Origin of the sequence: Gilliamella sp. Fer4-1 (assembly GCF_001690515.1) — a bacterium.
Classification (GTDB): domain Bacteria; phylum Pseudomonadota; class Gammaproteobacteria; order Enterobacterales; family Orbaceae; genus Gilliamella; species Gilliamella apicola_C.
Window position 1 is genome coordinate 1 of record NZ_LZGZ01000254.1, and the last position, 19783, is coordinate 19783.

Here is a 19783-nt window from a genome sequence, read left to right on the forward strand (position 1 = left end):
TTGCGCCAAATTAGATAAAAAAAACCCTAGATAAACTAGGGCTGCATTAAATTGCAAGGAATGGATGAAAGGAAATAAAACAATGAAACAATAATGTCTAGCCTCATGAATCATTGTGTAGCTACTATAGCAAAGACAAACCAACTGATTGGTGACATAAACATTACAAAATGGTCATTAATATATCATGATTGATTTAATGTTTATCATTTATTCTATAGCAGTATTATGCAATTTCGACAATCAGGCAAACAACAAAGGAAGTATTCAAATATGAAATTGTTAGTAGTTGAAGATGAGCAAAAAACAGGTGAGTATCTTCGTCAAGGTTTAGTTGAATCTGGATTTGTTGTTGATCTAACAAACAATGGTCTTGATGGTTATCATAGAGCGATGACAGAAGATTACGATTTAATTATTTTAGATGTCATGTTACCTGACATTGTGGGTTGGAAAATTGTTCAGTCACTGCGTGAGGCTGGCAAAGATACCCAAATTATGTTGCTCACTGCTATGGGCAGTGTTGAGGATAAAGTAAAAGGCCTTAACTTAGGTGCAGATGATTATTTGGTCAAACCTTTTTCGTTTGCTGAATTACTGGCTCGGGTTAAATCCTTGCTTCGACGTAATGTCCCACAGGTTAATAATTCTCAATTGAGTATTGCTGATCTAGTCATGGATCTTCCTAAGCGTACGGTAACACGTGGCGATAAGCGCATTGATTTAACCAATAAAGAATTTTTATTATTAGAGTATTTTTTACGTTACCCAGGTGAAGTATTACCACGTTCCTTAATCGCTTCTCAAGTTTGGGATATGAACTTTGATAGTGATACCAATGTCATTGATGTCGCAATTCGACGCTTACGTAATAAAATTGATGCCGATTTTGAGCCTAAATTAATTCATACAGTCCGCGGAATGGGGTATAAGTTAGATGTCTTGGATGAACCCGAATAAGTTAATCTCATTACGTTTGCCTCTTATTGTTTGTTTAATAACGTGTGGTTTACTTTATTGCTTCAGCTTTCTAATTGAACGTTCTTTTGAAAAACTTTCAATTCAGCAAAATGTGTCCGAACTTAATTCGGTTATTGACTCTATTGAGCGTGAGCTTGTTTATTATTCTCCCGACGAGAACCGTGATGAGTTTATTCAAAATTTGTTATTAATTTTGACAGGGCACCATCGGTTATTTGTTTATATTATTGATGATCAGGGAAAAATAGTCTACCGAACTCGTGGACCCAATCTAGCTTTTGCTAAAACTCAAATTGATTTTGATAACATTGTTGAAAATCACAGAACAGATATTTGGAATCAAGATAAATCATCATATCGAGTTGCGGCCTCATATGTTGCCATTGAAAATGGCAAGCACTATACCACAATCGTTGCTATTGGTCGTGATCTACAGATTGAATTTATTCGACGTTTACGTGACGGTTTAGGTTTACTTATTGGTATTGCTTGTATTTTGGTATTAATTGGTTCTTTTATTAGTATCTATTTTACCCAAAAACCGATTAATCGATTGATTAAAAAGATTGAAAAAATTAACCTTAAAAGTTTGAATTACCGTATCCCTACTTCTTTAGTGCCAATTAAATACGTGAGTTTGGTCAAAGCATTTAATGATATGCTTAATCGTATGGAGGATGTGTTTCATCGGCAACGCAATTTTACAGCGGATATTGCCCATGAAATGCGAACTCCAATTACTAATCTAACTACTCAAACGCAAATTGTGCTCAATAATGCTAGAACGACAGATGAATATCGTGAGATTTTATACTCTAATTTGGAAGAATATGAAAAAATGTCACAGATGATTTCCGATATGCTGTTTTTGGCTCAAGCAGATAATCGCCAATTGGTGCCTAATTTAATTGATATTGATTTACATAATATGATCACATTAATGTGTGAGTATTTTGAGCCACTGACTGACGAGAAAAATATCACTTTCAACCTTGGTGGTAATTGTTCTCATATTCAAGGTGATAAAATGATGTTGGGACGAGCAATCAGTAATATTTTATCTAATGCTATTCGTTATACTCCAGAAAATCAGGTAATAACCATAACATTAAAGCAAGTGAATGAAAAACGTGTGCAAATTGTTATTTCTAACCCAGGTAAAAAAATTGACAGTAAGCATTTGCCACATCTTTTTGACCGATTTTATCGCGTTGAGGAATCACGCCATCGTAACGGAAATGATAGCGCGGGCACTGGAATAGGGCTTGCGATAGTTAAATCTATTATTGAAACGCATAAAGGTACGATTTCTGCCGAATCTGACGAGCAATCGACACGCTTTATTATCAATTTACCAACTGCTATTTAACATCAAAGTCACTAATCAATAAATTAGCTGCTGCATAAGCAGCTTTATCTTTTAGTTCTTGTGGTACAAGGTCGTTAAGCACAACTTCATTTAACACTTGCATGACAGCACCTAAGGCATCTTCAATATAACCGAGATCATTACTGCCAATTTGTGCGTATTTTTCATAAATAAGATCGCTATATTTTTTCATTAAATTCGCTCCTTGAGGTGCCGTTATAAAAAATTAGTCAATTGTTGGTAAACTTGCTCGGCTTGAATAGTTTGCATCATTTTTTCGTTTGAGATAATGCTAAATTGGTTTTTTCCATAACCACCAATCAAATTTGGATCAGTTTCACCAAATAAAGTGATATTTGGGCGATCTAGTGCTGCGGTTAGATGGCTTAATCCGGTGTCTACTGAAACCACTGCTTTTGCCCCAGCAATAATGGTTGCTATGTCGGAAAGCGATAGTTTGGGTAGCACTTCGACGTGTTTAAACCCGTGAGCTAGTCGAATTGCCCGTGCTTGCTCATGTGGCGCTCCCCAAGGTAATTTTATTTTTAAGCCTGTTGGTTCAACCAGTTTGATCAAATTTCGCCAGGCTTCTTCATTCCAATGCTTTTCATCTCGCGTTGTTGCGTGTAAAAAAATCAAGTATTGCTGATTATCATTGGGTAATGAAGATAAAAAATGTTGAGCAATTGCATAATCGCCAATTGAGTCAGGCTGTTTGTATTGTAGGCTTTGTGCAAACAATAATCTAATGCGCTCAATAGCATGCATTTGTTTCGGTATGCTGTGTTTTACATCATAAAACCAACTTGCAATGGGTTCTTTTATGCTTTTTCGATCTAAACCATGTTTAATGCCACGTGCTTCGCGTGTGATTAAAAAAGCACTCTTAATTAACCCTTGTGCATCAATTATACAGTCATATTCTTGCTGGCTAAGTGTTTGGATAAATTTATGGCGTTCTTGACGAACATTTTTAGCAAACCAATTTTTTCGCCAACGTCTTATCGCAACAGGAATTACTCTATCGACAGCAAAATGCCAGCTAGGTATTTGAGTAAAATTTTCTTCAACTACCCAATCAAATGTGATGTTAGATAAGCTATTGGCTGCATCGGTCAAAGCTGGTAATGTATGTAGCACATCACCCATTGAAGATGTTTTAACAACTAATGCACGCATTATTCATTACTCTTTTGACAACGCATAATAAGATTCATTAATGTTTCAAAAACACTATCTGGCTTAATATCAATTAAACTTTGATGATAACCTTGCTCGGTATCACCTCTACGAACACGATGGTATCCAGTCATTAAACGGATAATTTCTGCCTTATCTGATAGCGGCGGAGTAAAATCAGGGCTACTTGGCCCATAAAGAGCCACCAACGGTTTATTTAACGCAGCTGCCACATGCATTAATCCAGAATCGTTAGTTACAATCGCTTTACAAGCTGCAATTAAACTAACGGCTTGTTCCAATTGAGTTTGACCAGCCAAATTAATGCATTTATTTGCATAGGTCATTTTTGCCATAATCTGTTCACCTACATTTTTATCATTTGCTGAACCAAAAATAATAATTTTGGCATGCTGTTTAACAAGCATATCGGCAAGTGTAGCGTAATGATAATCAGGCCAACGTTTGGCAGGTCCAAATTCAGCACCAGGGCAAAAACCAATTAAAGGCTCTTCTTGAGTTATTGAAAAGGTTGATAGAGCTTGAGTTATTTCATCCTGCTTGACATTGAGCTTTGGCCACAATAGCGGATGTGGTAAATCGGAAGCTGAATGAATTTGATCTTTAGGATAAGCAAGCGCAATATAGCGTTCAACCATTAATGGAAAAGCTTGTTTATCAAGTTTACGTAAGTCGTTTAATATTCCATAGCGCATTTCGCCTTTCCAACCAGTGCGTTTAGGAATTTTTGCAAAAAAAGGTATCAATGCTGACTTGAATGAATTGGGCAATACAATGGCCTGATCATAATGATTATTTCGCAGTGATTTACCTATCTCACGACGTTTTGTTAAAGCAAACTCACCATGACCCAATGGCATTGTAATTGCTTGATTCACCTCTGGCATTCTATTTAATAGTGCAGAGCACCAAGCTGGTGCTAGCACATCAATTTCGTTACTGGGATCAAGTTGTTTTAATGTACGATATAGGCTTTGCGACATCATCATATCGCCAACCCATGAAGGGCCGATAATGAGTGTTTTCATTTGATCAGATCCTTTTTATTGCTCATTTAGCCATTTCATATATTCTGCGGTGCCTTCTGCAACAGTTTTAAACTCGATTGGGCATTTTGTCTGCCTAAATTTAGTTAAGTCAGCCTGCGTATAGCTTTGATAGCGTCCTTTTAGGTGTTCAGGAAAAGGAACATAATCAATTTCATCTTTTTTATGGTAATTAAGCACTGCATCGGCAACAGCTTGGAATGATTCTGCTCGGCCTGTTCCACAGTTATAAATCCCCGAGATTTTATTTTTCCAAAACCATAAATTGACCTCAACCACATCACTGACGTAAATAAAGTCACGTTTAAAATTATCGCTACCAGTAAATAGTTTCGGTTTTTCGCCTTTATTAATTTGTTCATTTAAATGAAATGCGACACTGGCCATACTGCCTTTATGTGATTCGCGAGGTCCATAGACATTAAAATAACGGAATCCGCAAACTGGCGAGTTAGCTTGTGGTAATAGGCCTCTTACATACTGATCAAACAAGAATTTAGAATACCCATAGACATTTAATGGTTTTTCATAAGCGCGATCTTCAATAAAGTTATCACTGCGCCCGCCATAAGTGGCGGCAGAGGAAGCATACAAAAATGGAATGTTGAAGTCTAAGCAGTAATGCAATAAATCTTTGGAATAGTCGTAGTTATTTTCCATCATAAACTTGCCATTCCATTCAGTGGTTGATGAACAAGCACCTTGGTGAAATATGACATCAATATCAAGATCTTCATGACTGATAATGGCTGTAATAAATTCATCTTTATCCATATAATCAGCAATATCTAAATCAGTCAAATTGGCAAATTTTGTGCCATCAGTTAAATCATCAACAACCAAGATATTTTTATATCCTTGGTCGTTTAAACCTTTAACAATATTACTACCAATAAATCCAGCGCCGCCTGTTACCACGATCATGTTTATTTTCCTTAACCAATAAAATCAATCCGCTTATGATACCGATTTATGGCAAAATTTTCGAGTAATCATTTTAAAAAACGTGAATGAAAGCCAGACTATTTATAAAATTATCTTAATTTTGCTGTAACTAAAATATATCTGGCCAAATTAAGATAAGGCTCAGTTTGGCAGTACTTTTGTTCAAGTTCTAATAGTTGCTCAAAGTGAGTTTCAGCTTTGGCTTTATTGGCAAGATAATCGTGGAAAATACGAATGCCTGTTTTTTGTAGGATGGTAAAATCGATTTGATTAAGCCATTGATATACATCAATGGGTTCCCTTGGAAAATCGGGCGAAAGCGTCTTTTTTTTGCGCTTAGCTAAACCTGCTTGTGTATAGCCAAAATTGCCTAATGTGACAGTTTTAAATAAAAGGGCATGATAGTTATAAAACATTAACGATAAGTAGCCATCGGGTTTAAGATGTTTTTTTAATGCTTTTAATAATGCAATTGGTTCAGCGATCCATTCTAATACAGCATGACAAATAACTAAATCAAAAGGTTGGTTAATTAAGCTATCAAGCTGCTGAATCGGGCAGCAAAGACAATTTATCTTTATGTTTTCTATCTGTGCTTTTTGTTTAGCAAGTGCTAACATTTGTTCTGAGATATCGCAAAGTGTGACTTGATGCCCAAGTTTTGCAAGACGGCAGGCAATTTGACCTTGCCCTCCGCCCGCATCAAGTATGGTTAGTGGCCTATTAGGTGGGTAGGTTGCTAGGATCTCTTCTAGTGTTTGCCAAACTATCACTTCGCGAATTTTACCTTTGGTTGTGCCATAAATGTTTTGTGCAAACTTGTTGCTGATATCATCAAAATTGCGATCTTGTTTATTCATAAGTTATTTTTGATTGTTCAACTGTTTTGCTTCATCATTTATTTGTGCTATTTTGTTTGCCATCTTCGTGTAGCATTGTTCCATTAATGCTCTAGCATCTTCTTTGCATAGATTTTTGGTTTCAATTGGTTCTAGCATTTCAACAATCATATGGCCATTATTTAAACGGTTTAATTTAATGTCATTGGTTTGCGATACACAAATTGGCACAATTGGTACACCAGCAGCAATTGCTGCTTTAAATGCACCTGTTTTAAATGGCAATAGTCCTCGACCACGGCTACGAGTGCCTTCAGGAAACATCCAGATAGATATACCGCGTTTCTTAATTTCATTGACGACTTTTCCGATTGTATTGCGCGCTTTTGATTTATTGTCCCGATCAATAAGAATATTGCCTGTAAGATAGTAAAGTTGCCCAAAAAAAGGAATCCAAGCTAAGCTTTTTTTACCTACGGTAACCGTTTTGGGCTGTAGTACATTAGCGGCTACGATTACATCGTAATTATCTTGATGATTAGCGATATATACGCAACTACCTAATTTATCAATATCAGGGTAGATGCGAGTATCAACTTTTATACCCATTATGGGTTTAAAGACAAACCCAAACAAATGAGCAAATCTTGCTACATTTTTGGGATTTCTTGGGTTAAGTAGGCAAAAAATGATGCCTAAGACACAAATGATAATACCAATTATTACAACGCTAATTAAGCGAAAAAGAAATACCATAATTTACCTCATAAGTTGATTTGGCGTATTATATACATAATCTGAGTTAATATACAGTTTGTTAAAAAACAGTTATTCAAGGAGGTTTATGCATAAATCGACTATTATTTGGGATGAAAATCAGATACCTGTTTCTACTTATTTTGATGATGTGTATTTTAATACGCAAGGCGCAATTGATGAAACAAAATATGTATTTATAGATGGTAATAATTTACAGCAACGCTTTGTTGAGCATAACAAAGATACCTTTGTTGTTGGCGAAACAGGCTTTGGCTCTGGATTGAGCTTTTTGATCTTATGGCAATCTTTTTTGCATTTTAGGCGTCATAACCCAGAACATATACTTAAATACCTTACTTTTTTTAGTATCGAAAAATACCCACTATCGTTAGATGAATTAATAAAGGTTCATGATAGTGTGATTTCTAAAAATACCCCCCTATTTTTGTTAGCTAGGCGACTTCAAAACGGTTTAATTAACTCTTCTTGCCAGTTTGATAACGTCAGTTTAGCGATATGTTATGCTGATATCAGCCATTTTTCGAAATTTTTAACTAAACAAAAGGTACTTGTTGATGCTTGGTTTTTTGATGGGTTTTCGCCAGCAAAAAATCCAGATATGTGGACAGAATCCTTATTTAAAGATTGTTATGCATTAACTGCCTTAAATGGCTCATTTGCCACTTTTACTGCGGCTGGATTTGTGCGGCGAAATTTGCTTAATGCAGGATTTAACGTGCTTAAACGTAAGGGGTATGGGGTTAAGCGTGAAATGTTAATTGGTTATAAAGATAAGCAGCCTTGCCAAGGAGTTTGGCAAGGCAAAATGGTTATTTAAGTTTTATTCAGCTTAAAAATCAAATTGATAAATTAGATCTAATGTTTGCGCTAAGCTTGATGTGGCATCTAAATAGAGGCTCGGCATTAAACGATAACGTAAAGTAAATGTAGCTAATGAATCAAATATACCAACGCCATATTTGAGTTGCAAATTAGGTAATATATAACCGCTAACCACAACTTTAGAGCTATTGCCTGCGCCTTGTGTATCAAGTGTTAGATTTTTGATACCAAATAGGTTACCGATATCGCCAACATATTTACCTGTTTTTGCTGTGCCAATACCAACTAGCAGTGCTGTCATCATGTCGCTATCACTTTGTTCTGTGCTATCAAGCCCTTGACCGCGAATTATGTAGGAAAGGGCTTCTTGTTGTGACATAGCTGGGTCTGAGAATATTTCAATTTTAGGTGATTGAGACGATCCAGTAACGCGAATTCCCGCCATGATATTGCTATTATCCATTGATTCAGGATTGCGTATAGCTTCAATATCAAGCCTAGCTTGATCTGCCGATCCTGAGAATGTGATAATGCCTTTATGAATAATTAAATCTTGCCCATAGGCGTGGAACCGACCTGTTGGTATCAACACTTCTCCATGCAGATCAAGTCCTTTATTGGTTTGTGTCGCAATCAGATTACCTTTAAGAGAGGCATTTAACCCAAATGCATCAACAGTGACTTTATCTCCAATATTGATCTCAAGATGGCTAAAGATGTTCATGCCAAATTTTTGTGGTTTAATTTCTTTTCGATTTGTATCAAGCATAACTTCATCAGGAGATACATCAATGCTTGATGGCGGAAGTGATTCAACCGTTATTTTCCCTTTTGGTATGTTAACTTTACCTAATAATGTTAATTCGTCTTGTGTCGCATTGATTTTAATATCTGGAACAATGGTCATAACAATCATTGGCGGCACCGAAACTTCCATAGCAGCCCCATTCACGGTTAACGAAGCTTGCCATTTGTCAAAGGTATTCCAGCTGGCATTACCATTAATATTAACATTGCCTGCTTGCGTAGCTAAAATACCTTTTAATGTGGATGATTTTCCATTGAAATTGATATCAACTTTGGCTGATTTAATATCAATGGGTAATTGACTTGACTTTATTTCGCTATGTTTTAAGCCAATACTTCCAGTTAGTAACGGATCATTTAGTGATCCAGAAAATTTAACCGTGCCATTAATAGCGCCTTTAGCATAATCTTTGCTATCCAATAACGGATTAATAATTGCTAAAGCTAATTGATTGATATTTAATTGACCACTTAATTTTTTTTGTTTTACTGGATCAGTGATAACAAGGTTACCATTGATTTTTCCTAGCTTATTTAAACTAAAATGCCAATCGAGTTTGGCTTGTTGCTCATTAAACTCAGCCTCTATTTTAAAAAGATCGAAAGGTAGAGGCAGCGCTTTTGAGGTAAGCATTTGTTGAATATAAACATCAGAGCTAGTTATATTGGCTTTGATTGATGGTAGCATACTACCATGATTAAATTGTATGATGACTTTACCATTAACATTACCTGCAAGTTTGGTTTCACCATCGGTTGGAATGGGCAATTTAGACAGATTAATCTCTTTTAAGGTAATGCTTGTATTGGTATTATTAGTTAATGATAATTGTTTATCAAGACAAATACTTGACTGATTATTATTCCAACAGTGGGCATTAATACTGGGCACTTGATGGGCTACATCATAAGATAAGTCCACTGATTTAGTGAGCTGCCAATTGTTATTATTGCCTAAGTGAAGTAGGGCATGAGGAATCGTTCCGTTCCATTTTGTACGCGCTTTATTCAGTTTTCCTATTAACGAAGTTTTCAATGATGCTGGTTCACCATCAATATCAACCGTTAAAGTATGAAGGTTTTCACTGCCAGATAGTTCAATATTGGCTTTTTTGATTGTTTGACCAGGTAGCTCTATTGTTTGAGCCGTTAACTTCATGTTGCCACTGGCTTGGTTTTTATATTCCACTTTGCCTGTAACATTGGCTTTAGCTATTTTTATTGTATCGAAAGATAGTGAATTAATGGTTAAATTCGTGTCTACGATTGCATTATCAGATGTGCCATTGAGTTTTATATTTCCAGCAATAGATCCTTGCATACCATCAACTAATAGCGGTAATGATTCAAGATTCAATTTTGCTAACAAGTTGCCTTTATCGTTCGCCCCATTTAAACCTATCTGATTTTTACCCCATTTAATTGCAAGATTATTTGCAGTAACTTTATTTTCGGAATTACTAGACATACTACCAGATGCAAAAAAATCAGCATGATTAATATTACCTTTTAACTGTACGTCGGGTAAATTAAACGCCCATTTACCCTCTTCAAGCTTACCAGTTGTTTTTAATAGACCATTTAATCGAATAGGATAACTTGGTAGCTCGTTAGTGAGATCGACATTATTTAGCTTTATGCTTGTATCCCATTGTAATGCTTGTAGCCAACTTATATTTCCCGCTACATTAATTTCCCCATGCGGTAATTTTATGTTGGCACGCTCTATCATTGCGTCTTGGTTGGTTCCTGTGCCCACAATCTCAAACTTGGTATTGGCTAGTTCTTGTCCCTTTATATTACCTTTGGCTGACAGTTGATACTGTTTTACATTCCCCTTTATTGATGTTGAAAAATCATCTAGCTGGTATTGCGCTGATCCCTCAATTGGCCATTGAATATGCTTACCTTCAAGTTGAGCCATTATAGGTAAGTATTTTTCAATAAAATTAAGGTGCCCACTCATAGCCATTTGATTTAAACCACTCATCTTTATATTAGCTAATAGTTCGCCAAGCAATTTTCCTGAAAACTGAGCATTTAATTGGTTTTGTTCAGTATTCGCTTTAATTAATGCTAGTACAGGCCAGTTATCGTGTAATGTAATTTCGCCCGAGGCAGAAGTATGTCCATTGGCATAAGGGGTGCTAGCATCAAATTCCACTTGTTTTACAATAATGTGACTATTGACAATATCGGTTTGAATAGCAACGTTATTAAATCGATAATCTTGTCCACCAATATGTAATAACCAATGATTACCGGTTAAACTTGTGACATTAATATCTAATGGGATATTAACTTGGGGCAATGAATCAATTAGCGGTTGATTAAAAATCTCGGTAATTTTTTCATTAAGTGCAATGTCTTTGTCTGTTGTTGTTACGGTTTGATTTGTCAGTGTTTTATCCGCAAAAATAGCACTTAGATCTGTTGCAACAGCAGGGTAAACATAAATCTGATTATTTACCCATGTGGCTTTCCCTGTAAAGTCTGACATGCCAAATTGCATATCATCAACAATAACCTTGACATCCGTTAGGTGGGTCTGTTTAAGATCTATCGGTAATGGTGTTTTGAGCTTGAAGAGGTTTTCTTCATTAGGTTCACTTGTTGGCTCACTTGATTCACTTGGCGAACTGCCAATTTGTTCGGTGTTAATGGAAACTTTTACCCCATTGGCATTAAATTGATCTACACACACTTCTGTTTTTAGTAAGCAAAGCCCAGAAAGTGACAATGAAGCCTCATTGACTTGAACATTAACACCTGGTAATTCAAGGGAGAACCCTTGTATATGTAGATCATGAAACGTACCCTCAACTTGGGCAATTTTTAGCTCGGGTAAAAATTTATTTAAAACATAAGTGGTTATTTTGACACCTAAACTTGTGTAGATAAGTAGAATAGTAAAAACAGTGAGAAAAACGATAACTGATAAAATGGCAACGCTTCGTTTTTTCCATTTACGTATCAGTTTTAATTTTTTTACTTTTTTAATTCTAGCCGTGTTGTTATTCATTTTATAATTCACTTCCTAAACCAATATATAGGTGAATAGAACCGCTTTTTTGGTTAAGTGGCGTTGCTAAATCGACTTTTATTGGGCCAACAGGTGAAGCCCAGCGAATGCCGATCCCCGTTCCTGTATAGAATTTAGTTCTATCAACTTTGTCAATAGCTTCTCCTGTATCGACAAATGCGGCTCCCCACCATGAGCCAGATAAATTATATTGATATTCAAGTGAGCCAGTGATAAGTTTTGAAGCTCCTTTTAACTTGCCTTTTTTATCTTTAGGTGAAATAGATTGATAACTATAACCTCGAATACTACGTTCACCACCAGCAAAAAATCTAAATGACGGTGGAACACGGTCAAAATTGTTTGCTTGTATAATGCCAAAATTCCCACGAGCTATAAATCGATGGGATTTTTGTAACGAGCGAATCCATGCGTGTTGTGCTTGAAAGCGCATCAGATTAATATCAGAGCCTAATGATTCACCAGCAGCTTCAAGCGAATAACGTTGAGAATCTCCCCACATTGTTAATAAATTACCGTCAGAACGAATTCTAGATAAGCTAAGTGATGGATAATATAAAAATGTTCTAAAGCTAGCATCGCCTTGGGTAAAATCATCACGTAATACATTAAAACCTAAAGCGGTTTGCCAACCATAAAAATTATCCCAGTTGCGTAAAGCGCCAAACGTATAAGATTGTGAGTAAGTATCATTATTATCAATCTTTTTATAACCCCCTTGAATGGTGTAATACTGTTCAAGTGGTGATTTTTTTAAGGGAATTTTATAACTCATCGTAACCAATTGTTCTGGCGAGGATAGCGATAAATTGCTTTGAAAACTCTGCCCACGGCTATTGAGCCATGGTTTGTTCCAGCCAATTTTTCCGTGCACACCGTTATCTGTTGAAAATCCTAATCCAAGATCCATATTATTTTTCTTTCTAGGCGATGTATCGACATCAATTGGGAGTATTTTATCTTCTGTTAAATGAGGAAAGTCAGGCACAACTACAACTGAGTTAAACCAGTTTGTTGAGGTAAGGCGCCTATTTAATAATGACAACTGCTCTGCCGTATATTCTTCGCCCTCTTTAAATGGCACAATATTAGCTAAATAATCTTTACGGATTTTGGTATTATGAAAAGTGACTTTACCAAATCGATAGCGTTTACCTGTTGTATAATCAATATTCCAAAAAGCTTGATGTTCAGACAGTAAAACCGCTAACTGATGCTTGGGCATATTGGCATCAAAGTAACCTTTTTTTAGTGATAAATCTTGCAGGTTTTTCTTAAATGATTCATAAACACCATGATTTAATATATCACCGATTTTGGGTAAGTTGTTTTTTTGTAAATATTCAAAATCGGGATCGTGTTGACCTTCACCAGTAATATTCACATTGAGTTGCTTAACGAGCACAGGCTCGCCTGGTGATATATTGACAACAAGAACTTTAGGATTTTGCGCGTTATACTCGAAAGTCGGTGAATAATAACCTAATGCACGAAGCGATTTTTGCACTTCATTTTCAAAATAACGCTTAAAATTGGGCGTATCATCAATTTTATTGGGGGCGATTAATGATATACGAGCATCGACATTGTCAGCAAGTTCACCTGATAATCCCTTAATTGATAACTTCATATCAGCATAACTTGATGTAGCGCATATCACTAAAAGCAAGCCTAATGACCAAGAAAATCGTGACACATACACCTCGATATTTGTTAAGATTCAAGTAATTTTATATGTCCAATATAAGGCAAATGGCGGTAATGTTGTGCATAATCAATACCATAGCCAACCACAAACTCATCAGGAATGGAAAATCCAATATATTTTACGGGTACGGCTACTTCACGACGTGACGGTTTATCTAATAACGTACAAATTTCAATGCTACGCGGATGACGTAATTTTAAAATCGCCATCACCTTACTAAGCGTATTACCGGTATCAATAATATCTTCGATAACCAACACATCTTTATCACGGATATCTTCATCTAAATCCTTTAATATTTTGACGTCCCGATTACTTACCACCGCATTACCATAACTTGATGCTGTCATAAAATCGACTTCGTGTCCAACGGTAATGGCTCGGCTTAAATCTGCCATAAAGATAAAAGAACCACGTAAAAGTCCAACTAAGATTAGCTCATTTTGGCTATGTTGATAATCTTTACTGATTTGTTGACCTAACTCGATTACTCGTTTTTGGATATCATCTGATGATATCATCATGCTTAATTCGTGTTTTTTCATTAATAATGCTCAAGTTAATTTTCAAAAAAATTTAATTAGATTCTAGCAATTTTCCTTGATAAAAAGAATAAGCAAACTTACTTTTTATCAAACTATGGTAAGAATGAATTTTAATATTTTATACTGAAATGCTTAGTTACCTAAAACCGTCTGACCACTCTCTTTAACTTTCTTTTTTTGTAAACGCCGTTTTTTAAAAAAATCACTTAAAATAGTACTACATTCATTAGCCAGCACTCCGCCAGTAACTTCAGCATAGTGATTGATACTTGGATAAGCAAGAATATCAATAAAAGAACCTGCGGCGCCAGTTTTGTAATCGCTTGCACCATAAACAACACGTTTAATACGACTATGAATAATGGCACCAGCACACATAATACAAGGCTCAAGCGTGACATAAAGAGTTGTATTGATTAGGCGGTAGTTAGTTAAAAGTTTTCCTGCTTGCTCGATAGCCATAATTTCAGCATGAGCCGTAGGATTATGTTTACTTATGGGTTGATTATAGCCTTCACCCATAATTTGATTATGTTCATTAACAATTACCGCACCTACAGGTATTTCGCCTATAGATTCGGCATGTTTAGCAAGCATTAATGCATGTTGCATCCAATATTCATCTAACATTTTACGACTATAGGTTATTGAGATTTAACACATCACGCATGTCATATAAACCAACGGGTTGTGTGGCAAGCCATAGTGCTGCACGCACGGCACCATTGGCAAAGGTCATTCTACTCGACGCTTTATGGCTAATTTCAACCCGTTCGCCAATGTCTGCAAAGATAGCGGTATGTTCGCCAACAATATCACCTGCTCGAATAGTAGCAAATCCAATAGCGCCTTGTGGTCTTTCGCCAGTATGACCTTCACGACAATAAACAGCACGATCGTTTAAATTGCAATTAAGTGCATCGGCAATCGCTTCGCCCATGGCTAATGCGGTGCCTGATGGTGCATCGACTTTATGGCGGTGATGGGCTTCAATGATTTCAATATCAGTATAATTACCCATGATTTTGGTTGCTTTTTCTAATAGTTTTAGCACTAGGTTAACGCCAACACTAAAGTTTGCAGCAAAAACAATAGCAATTTTTTTTGCTGCATCGGCAATCGCTTGTTTACCTGCCTCATCAAAACCGGTGGTGCCAATAATCATCATTTTTTTATTTTCGACACAAAATGCTAAGTGAGTCAGCGTACCTTCTGGGCGGGTGAAATCAATCAATACATCAAACTGATCTTTTGCTTGTTGTAAATTATCAGTAACTTTAATGCCACAAATACCGATTCCAGCCAGTTCACCTGCATCACTACCAAGCAACGATGAGCCTTCGCGCTCAAATGCTGCACCTAAAGTCACGCCTTCGATTTGTGCAACGGCTTGGATGAGCTGTCGTCCCATTTTTCCGCCAGCACCCGCAATTGCGATACGAATCATATTTGTTGACATATAACTTTCCTTAACTTTTTATGGCTATAGATAAATAAATATTATAGCGGAAAATAAGCAACTTATACATAATGTCAAATTTAAATACTACAAATTTCGAGCGCTTTTTATTTAAAAAGAGGTGAAAATTATGATGCGATCTCCTTGGTATTTTGGTTGGAATATTGTTATTGCAGCCTCGCTTTTAACGTTGCTTTCTAGCGGATTAAGGATGAGCATGGGCGTATTTTTTCTTCCCATTGCAAACGATCTTGGTTTTAGTCGCAGCGTACTTTCTGGCATTATTGCTATTGGTATGCTTTTTTCGGGTATCGCCACGCCAATAGCGGGATATTTAGAGAGTAAATATGGCACTCGCTTTGTGCTCATATTAGGATCAATAATTATTATTGCCTCAACGGTTTGGTCTGCGAACTCTCATGATTATTGGAACTTTTTCTTGTCTTTTGGTATTGCGTTATCTTTTGGTACTTCTTTTGTCGGTTCTGTCAGCTTTACGCCTATTGTGGCGCGTTGGTTTATCAAACGAAGAGGGTTAGCATTATTTATTCTATCAACAGGCAGTATGGCTGGCATGGCGGTGATGTTACCTGTTTTTGCTTTCTTCATTCCAATTTATGGTTGGCAAACCACACTAGTTTCGTTTGCGGTGATCTTCATGATTATGGCATTGCCTATTGCCTTTTTTATTATGAAAGATAATCAATCTGAAATTGCAACACCGAATATAGATCCTGTTATCAATCAAAAAACAGATGATAGCATCAAACTTATGGACGTATTAAAAACACGTCCATTTTGGCAGCTAAGCTTTGGGCTTTTTACCTGTGGTTTTAGTATGAATTTATTAGGAACACATGGTGTTCCAATGCTCGTTGATCACGGATTTGATTCAATCACCAGTTCTAACGGTATAGGTTTAATCGGTTTAGTCGCTATTTTTAGCACCCTAGTGTTGGGGTATCTTTCTGATATAGTGCAACGAAAAAATATTTTAATGATGGTTTATTTAATCCGAGGATTAGGTTTTATTGCTCTTATTTTAGCATCAAGCAAATGGCAGCTTTTTACTATCGCAGCAGTAGGAGGGCTGGTTTGGGCGGGCGCTTTGTCATTATCGGGCATAATTACCGCTGATATTTATGGAGTAAAGCTTGTCGGATTACTTTCTGGATTAACCTATTTTTTTCATCAAGTGGGCGCAATGATTGGCTCATGGCTTGGTGGATGGGCTTATGATAATTTACATACCCACTTAGTTGCCTTTGGTACGGCTAGCATCTTATTGTTGATGGCGGCTGTGACTGCTTATTTCCTTCCTAAACAATTACCGCTTGTCGCAAAACACGCAAAACAATAGCTTAAAACAGATGGACGTCAAATTGCGTCCATACCTATCTATAAAATTTTTAGATAACTTTTATAAAACTTTTAATAGTTCAACATCAAAAATTAATGCGCTGTATGGTGGAATTGATGCGCCAGCACCTTGAGCTCCATAGGCTAATTCTTGAGGAATATATAAGCGCCATTTTGACCCTTCAGGCATAAGTTGTAGCGCTTCTACCCATCCTTTAATTACACCGTTAACTGGGAACTCAGCAGGTTGACCACGCTCTACAGAGCTATCAAATACCGTGCCATCAATTAATTGCCCAGTATAATGAACTTGAACGTGATCGGTCGCTTGAGGTAAAGCACCGTCGCCTTGTTTAATGATTTCATACTGTAGACCAGATTCAGTTGATTTAATACCATCTTTTTCAATGTTTTTAGCAAGAAAATCTTTACCTGCTTGAGCCATTTTTTCGGCTTGTTTGGCTTTTTCTTTCGTTGCTTGTTCATGCACATGGCGTAATGCATCATGTAGTTCTTGTAAAGGCAGGGCAGGAGGGTTACCCGCTAAAACATCTTCCATTGCAAGTTTTAATGCATTAAGCTCTAAATTATTTAATCCTGAGTCTTTTAATTGTTGCCCAATTTGTAATCCAATAGCATAACTTGCTTTTTGCTCTGTTGTCTCTAATTTCATTTTTTACCTTTTATTATTAAAAATAATGTTTATTGTGACGCTATTAAGTTGGTTGATACCACAACAAAAGTCAAGCAATAATTCGCATGATGGTCTGATGTTAGCTTAGCTTATTAGCTAATTGTGAAAGAATTTATCAATTTGGCTAGCACTTAGATAAAATATCAGCGATAATATAAATTATAATTTTTTTTATGGATAATTTTAGATGCTGTTTCGTAAATTTACCGCCTTTGCAATTGTAGCAAGTGTTTTATTAACGGGATGTTCAGTTGTTGAACGTTGGGTATATAGACCAGATATCAACCAAGGTAATTATGTAACACCAGATGCTATTGAGCTATTACAAGTTGGTCAAAGCAAAGAACAGGTTGTCTTTATTATGGGCTCACCAATGTTAACTTCTGTTTTTGGTGATAACATTTGGTATTATATTTTCCGCCAGCAACCACAACATGGTGGCGTTAGCCAAAGAAATTTTGCTATCTATTTTGATGAAATGGGCATAGTAAAAGATATCAAAACCACAGAATTAGCGGGTTCTAAATCGTTAGAAGAGATGAACAAACAAGGTATATCAGATCCAATTGATGTCAAATCTGATGATGAGAATTCTACTCCTGAATCTTAAAAAAATAAAAGCCTCGTTAAATCATGAGGTTTTTTGATTTATACTATTTAAACATAAAAAAATTACAATTTTAATTATTAATACTAGCCATTACTTAAAAAAGAAAGAATAGTGATAATAATTGAAGCGATAGATATAATTAGAAAATATTTCCAATAGCCATGAAGATTTTCAAGAGCAAAGCCCCCAACCTATTAATTATCAGCTTTTTCTAACTCTTTTCTGCTTTTTGTCTCTGTATGTCGATTTAATCTGCTAGATCTTTGACATGTACCATTCTCAGTTTTTTTGCCGTTCATCTAGTTTTCATACCGAGGTTTCGTTCTGCTATTTAAAATAGAGGTATTGTTGGTGTGTTAAATTTACCGATTAATAAAAACACGGTATTTATTCTAATACTCCACTTTAAATTTTTAAACTTTCATAAACAATATAAAAAGTGTATTATTAATAAAAATCAATAAACAAGACAGGAAATCCTTATGTTGAAAAAATTAATATTAACCGCAATGTTATTTTCCACTGCTGCACACGCTAAATTTATTCATCCAATGGACTTTGATGGTTCAGAAGCTCAAAAGGAAGAAGTTATGGAATATATTAAGGATAATGTTAAAAAAGACTATTGTGGTAAATTAGATATGTGCCAAGCATCAAATTTAAGAATGATGGAACGAGAAAATTTAAATGCATTTAAAAAAGCGACTCAAGCAAAAAATAGAAAAATAATGGATCGAGTGATCCGCGATTATTGTACTAGTGGTCTAGATATGTGTAGCTATATCAATATACAAATGATGTATGAAGAAAATAATCAAGCCGACAATGAGACATTATCTTGGTAGATGATTCTTTTTGTTTGTGTTGTTCCTGATTTTAAAGAGCTCGATATTCTCATATGTTACGTTTATATAAAACGCGGGCTCAATATCAATTTTCATAATTGAGTTAAATATACGTAATAGAGGTTGATCAGTTACCACTCACTAAAAAATTTTACTAATTTTGATAAAAAAGTAACCTTGGCATTTGTTAGCTGGTTAGATAAATATTTGCTATATATCAAGTTCCTATACCTTATATGCGCCAAGATACCTAAAAATGGTTTGCATGTTCACGAGCCCAATTAAAATTTTTCGTAGTTTCCAAGCTTTATCAGCATCTTTATATATTTTCTTCGCTTCCAGAGAATTGACAATTTCTTTTTTTTATTTTTCTTATGCTGTGTTTAGTCATTTTCTATCATCTCTTTTCGGTTGATAGCAGCAGGTTTAGTTCTTGATACCGCTAGGCATTCTACAATATTCAATGATGTGATGGGCATTTAGAGTAGATAATTGCATACTTGCAATGTCACTATTGATGAAAATTTACACAATATATTATTTTTAATAATGTCCAGAATTGCTCTATTTCCGATAATTGGTTTGTAACCCATACTTTTATTATTTGTTGCTTGCTAAATACTTTTGGCTGATGATTAATTATCTTGGCTTTTTTATTTCAACGGTGCAACGATAGTGAGGTGTTTTGTCTGCACGGACAGGTTTATCTATGATACAATAAGCCTTAAATT

At 35.7% G+C, this 19783-nt stretch carries 18 protein-coding genes; 6 read left to right on the forward strand and 12 right to left on the reverse strand.

All coding sequences use genetic code 11. The features are described 5' to 3' along the window. The first annotated feature begins 273 nt into the window (after positions 1 to 273). Together A9G30_RS08780 and A9G30_RS08785 are read left to right on the forward strand one after the other, a co-directional pair. Positions 274 to 960, forward strand: coding sequence for a heavy metal response regulator transcription factor (locus A9G30_RS08780; protein ID WP_065567284.1), 687 nt, complete (start codon positions 274 to 276; stop codon positions 958 to 960). Continuing rightward, a complete protein-coding gene (locus tag A9G30_RS08785; RefSeq protein WP_081295782.1) occupies positions 938 to 2350 on the forward strand; it encodes a heavy metal sensor histidine kinase in 1413 nt (470 codons plus the stop codon). The genes A9G30_RS08780 and A9G30_RS08785 overlap by 23 nt, the downstream gene beginning before the upstream one ends. On the opposite strand, the gene A9G30_RS08790 is transcribed toward A9G30_RS08785, so the two are convergent. The 6 genes from A9G30_RS08790 to A9G30_RS08815 form a co-directional block, all read right to left on the reverse strand. Next, positions 2343 to 2543 carry a YaeP family protein gene (locus A9G30_RS08790; protein ID WP_065580077.1) on the reverse strand — a complete coding sequence of 67 codons (201 nt, stop codon included), beginning with the start codon at positions 2541 to 2543 and terminating at the stop codon, positions 2343 to 2345. The two genes, A9G30_RS08785 and A9G30_RS08790, sit on opposite strands and share 8 nt — an antisense overlap. Positions 2544 to 2566: 23 nt before the next feature. Further along, positions 2567 to 3529 (reverse strand): lipopolysaccharide heptosyltransferase RfaC, encoded by a 963-nt coding sequence (gene rfaC / locus A9G30_RS08795; protein ID WP_065588697.1) that lies wholly within the window; start codon positions 3527 to 3529, stop codon positions 2567 to 2569. After that, positions 3529 to 4578: an ADP-heptose--LPS heptosyltransferase RfaF gene (rfaF, locus tag A9G30_RS08800; protein WP_065582713.1), complete on the reverse strand. Its 1050-nt coding sequence runs from the start codon at positions 4576 to 4578 to the stop codon at positions 3529 to 3531. The genes rfaC and rfaF overlap by 1 nt, the downstream gene beginning before the upstream one ends. 15 nt (positions 4579 to 4593) lie before the next feature. Next, entirely contained in the window at positions 4594 to 5520 is a 927-nt protein-coding gene (gene rfaD, locus A9G30_RS08805; protein ID WP_065567262.1) for an ADP-glyceromanno-heptose 6-epimerase, read from the reverse strand. A 110-nt stretch (positions 5521 to 5630) separates the two neighbouring features. Next, positions 5631 to 6401, reverse strand: a complete 771-nt coding sequence (locus A9G30_RS08810; RefSeq protein WP_065588698.1) for a methyltransferase domain-containing protein — start codon at positions 6399 to 6401, stop codon at positions 5631 to 5633. Positions 6402 to 6404: 3 nt separating this feature from the next. Further along, on the reverse strand, positions 6405 to 7136 hold the full coding sequence (locus tag A9G30_RS08815) for a 1-acylglycerol-3-phosphate O-acyltransferase (protein ID WP_065567264.1): 732 nt from the start codon (positions 7134 to 7136) through the stop codon (positions 6405 to 6407). An 88-nt stretch (positions 7137 to 7224) separates the two neighbouring features. On the opposite strand from A9G30_RS08815, the gene mnmD reads away from it, so the two are divergent. Continuing rightward, positions 7225 to 7977, forward strand: a complete 753-nt coding sequence (gene mnmD / locus A9G30_RS08820) for a tRNA (5-methylaminomethyl-2-thiouridine)(34)-methyltransferase MnmD (RefSeq protein WP_065588699.1) — start codon at positions 7225 to 7227, stop codon at positions 7975 to 7977. A gap of 12 nt (positions 7978 to 7989) precedes the next feature. On the opposite strand, the gene tamB is transcribed toward mnmD, so the two are convergent. From tamB to dapB, 5 genes are all read right to left on the reverse strand, one after another. Beyond that, the gene (tamB, locus tag A9G30_RS08825) at positions 7990 to 11811 is read right to left on the reverse strand and encodes an autotransporter assembly complex protein TamB (protein ID WP_065588700.1); all 3822 of its coding nucleotides are present in this window, start codon (positions 11809 to 11811) and stop codon (positions 7990 to 7992) included. A 1-nt stretch (position 11812) separates the two neighbouring features. Beyond that, positions 11813 to 13528: an autotransporter assembly complex protein TamA gene (tamA, locus tag A9G30_RS08830; protein WP_065588701.1), complete on the reverse strand. Its 1716-nt coding sequence runs from the start codon at positions 13526 to 13528 to the stop codon at positions 11813 to 11815. Positions 13529 to 13545: 17 nt separating this feature from the next. Next, positions 13546 to 14085, reverse strand: a complete 540-nt coding sequence (hpt, locus tag A9G30_RS08835; RefSeq protein ID WP_065567268.1) for a hypoxanthine phosphoribosyltransferase — start codon at positions 14083 to 14085, stop codon at positions 13546 to 13548. Positions 14086 to 14217: 132 nt separating this feature from the next. After that, positions 14218 to 14715 carry a tRNA adenosine(34) deaminase TadA gene (gene tadA, locus A9G30_RS08840; protein ID WP_065582718.1) on the reverse strand — a complete coding sequence of 166 codons (498 nt, stop codon included), beginning with the start codon at positions 14713 to 14715 and terminating at the stop codon, positions 14218 to 14220. Positions 14716 to 14722: 7 nt separating this feature from the next. Then, positions 14723 to 15544, reverse strand: a complete 822-nt coding sequence (gene dapB, locus A9G30_RS08845) for a 4-hydroxy-tetrahydrodipicolinate reductase (RefSeq protein ID WP_065588702.1) — start codon at positions 15542 to 15544, stop codon at positions 14723 to 14725. 130 nt (positions 15545 to 15674) lie between these two features. On the opposite strand from dapB, the gene A9G30_RS08850 reads away from it, so the two are divergent. After that, positions 15675 to 16904, forward strand: a complete 1230-nt coding sequence (locus A9G30_RS08850; protein ID WP_065582720.1) for an MFS transporter — start codon at positions 15675 to 15677, stop codon at positions 16902 to 16904. Between the two features lie 60 nt (positions 16905 to 16964). Here the strand turns inward: A9G30_RS08850 and A9G30_RS08855 are convergent, their stop codons facing one another. Beyond that, positions 16965 to 17576: an FKBP-type peptidyl-prolyl cis-trans isomerase gene (locus A9G30_RS08855; RefSeq protein WP_065582721.1), complete on the reverse strand. Its 612-nt coding sequence runs from the start codon at positions 17574 to 17576 to the stop codon at positions 16965 to 16967. A 208-nt stretch (positions 17577 to 17784) separates the two neighbouring features. Between A9G30_RS08855 and bamE the strand changes: the two genes are divergently transcribed. Both bamE and A9G30_RS08865 read left to right on the forward strand, forming a co-directional pair. Next, a complete protein-coding gene (gene bamE, locus A9G30_RS08860) occupies positions 17785 to 18207 on the forward strand; it encodes an outer membrane protein assembly factor BamE (RefSeq protein ID WP_065588703.1) in 423 nt (140 codons plus the stop codon). Between the two features lie 482 nt (positions 18208 to 18689). Further along, positions 18690 to 19052, forward strand: a complete 363-nt coding sequence (locus A9G30_RS08865) for a hypothetical protein (protein WP_065588704.1) — start codon at positions 18690 to 18692, stop codon at positions 19050 to 19052. Positions 19053 to 19783 lie beyond the last annotated feature (731 nt).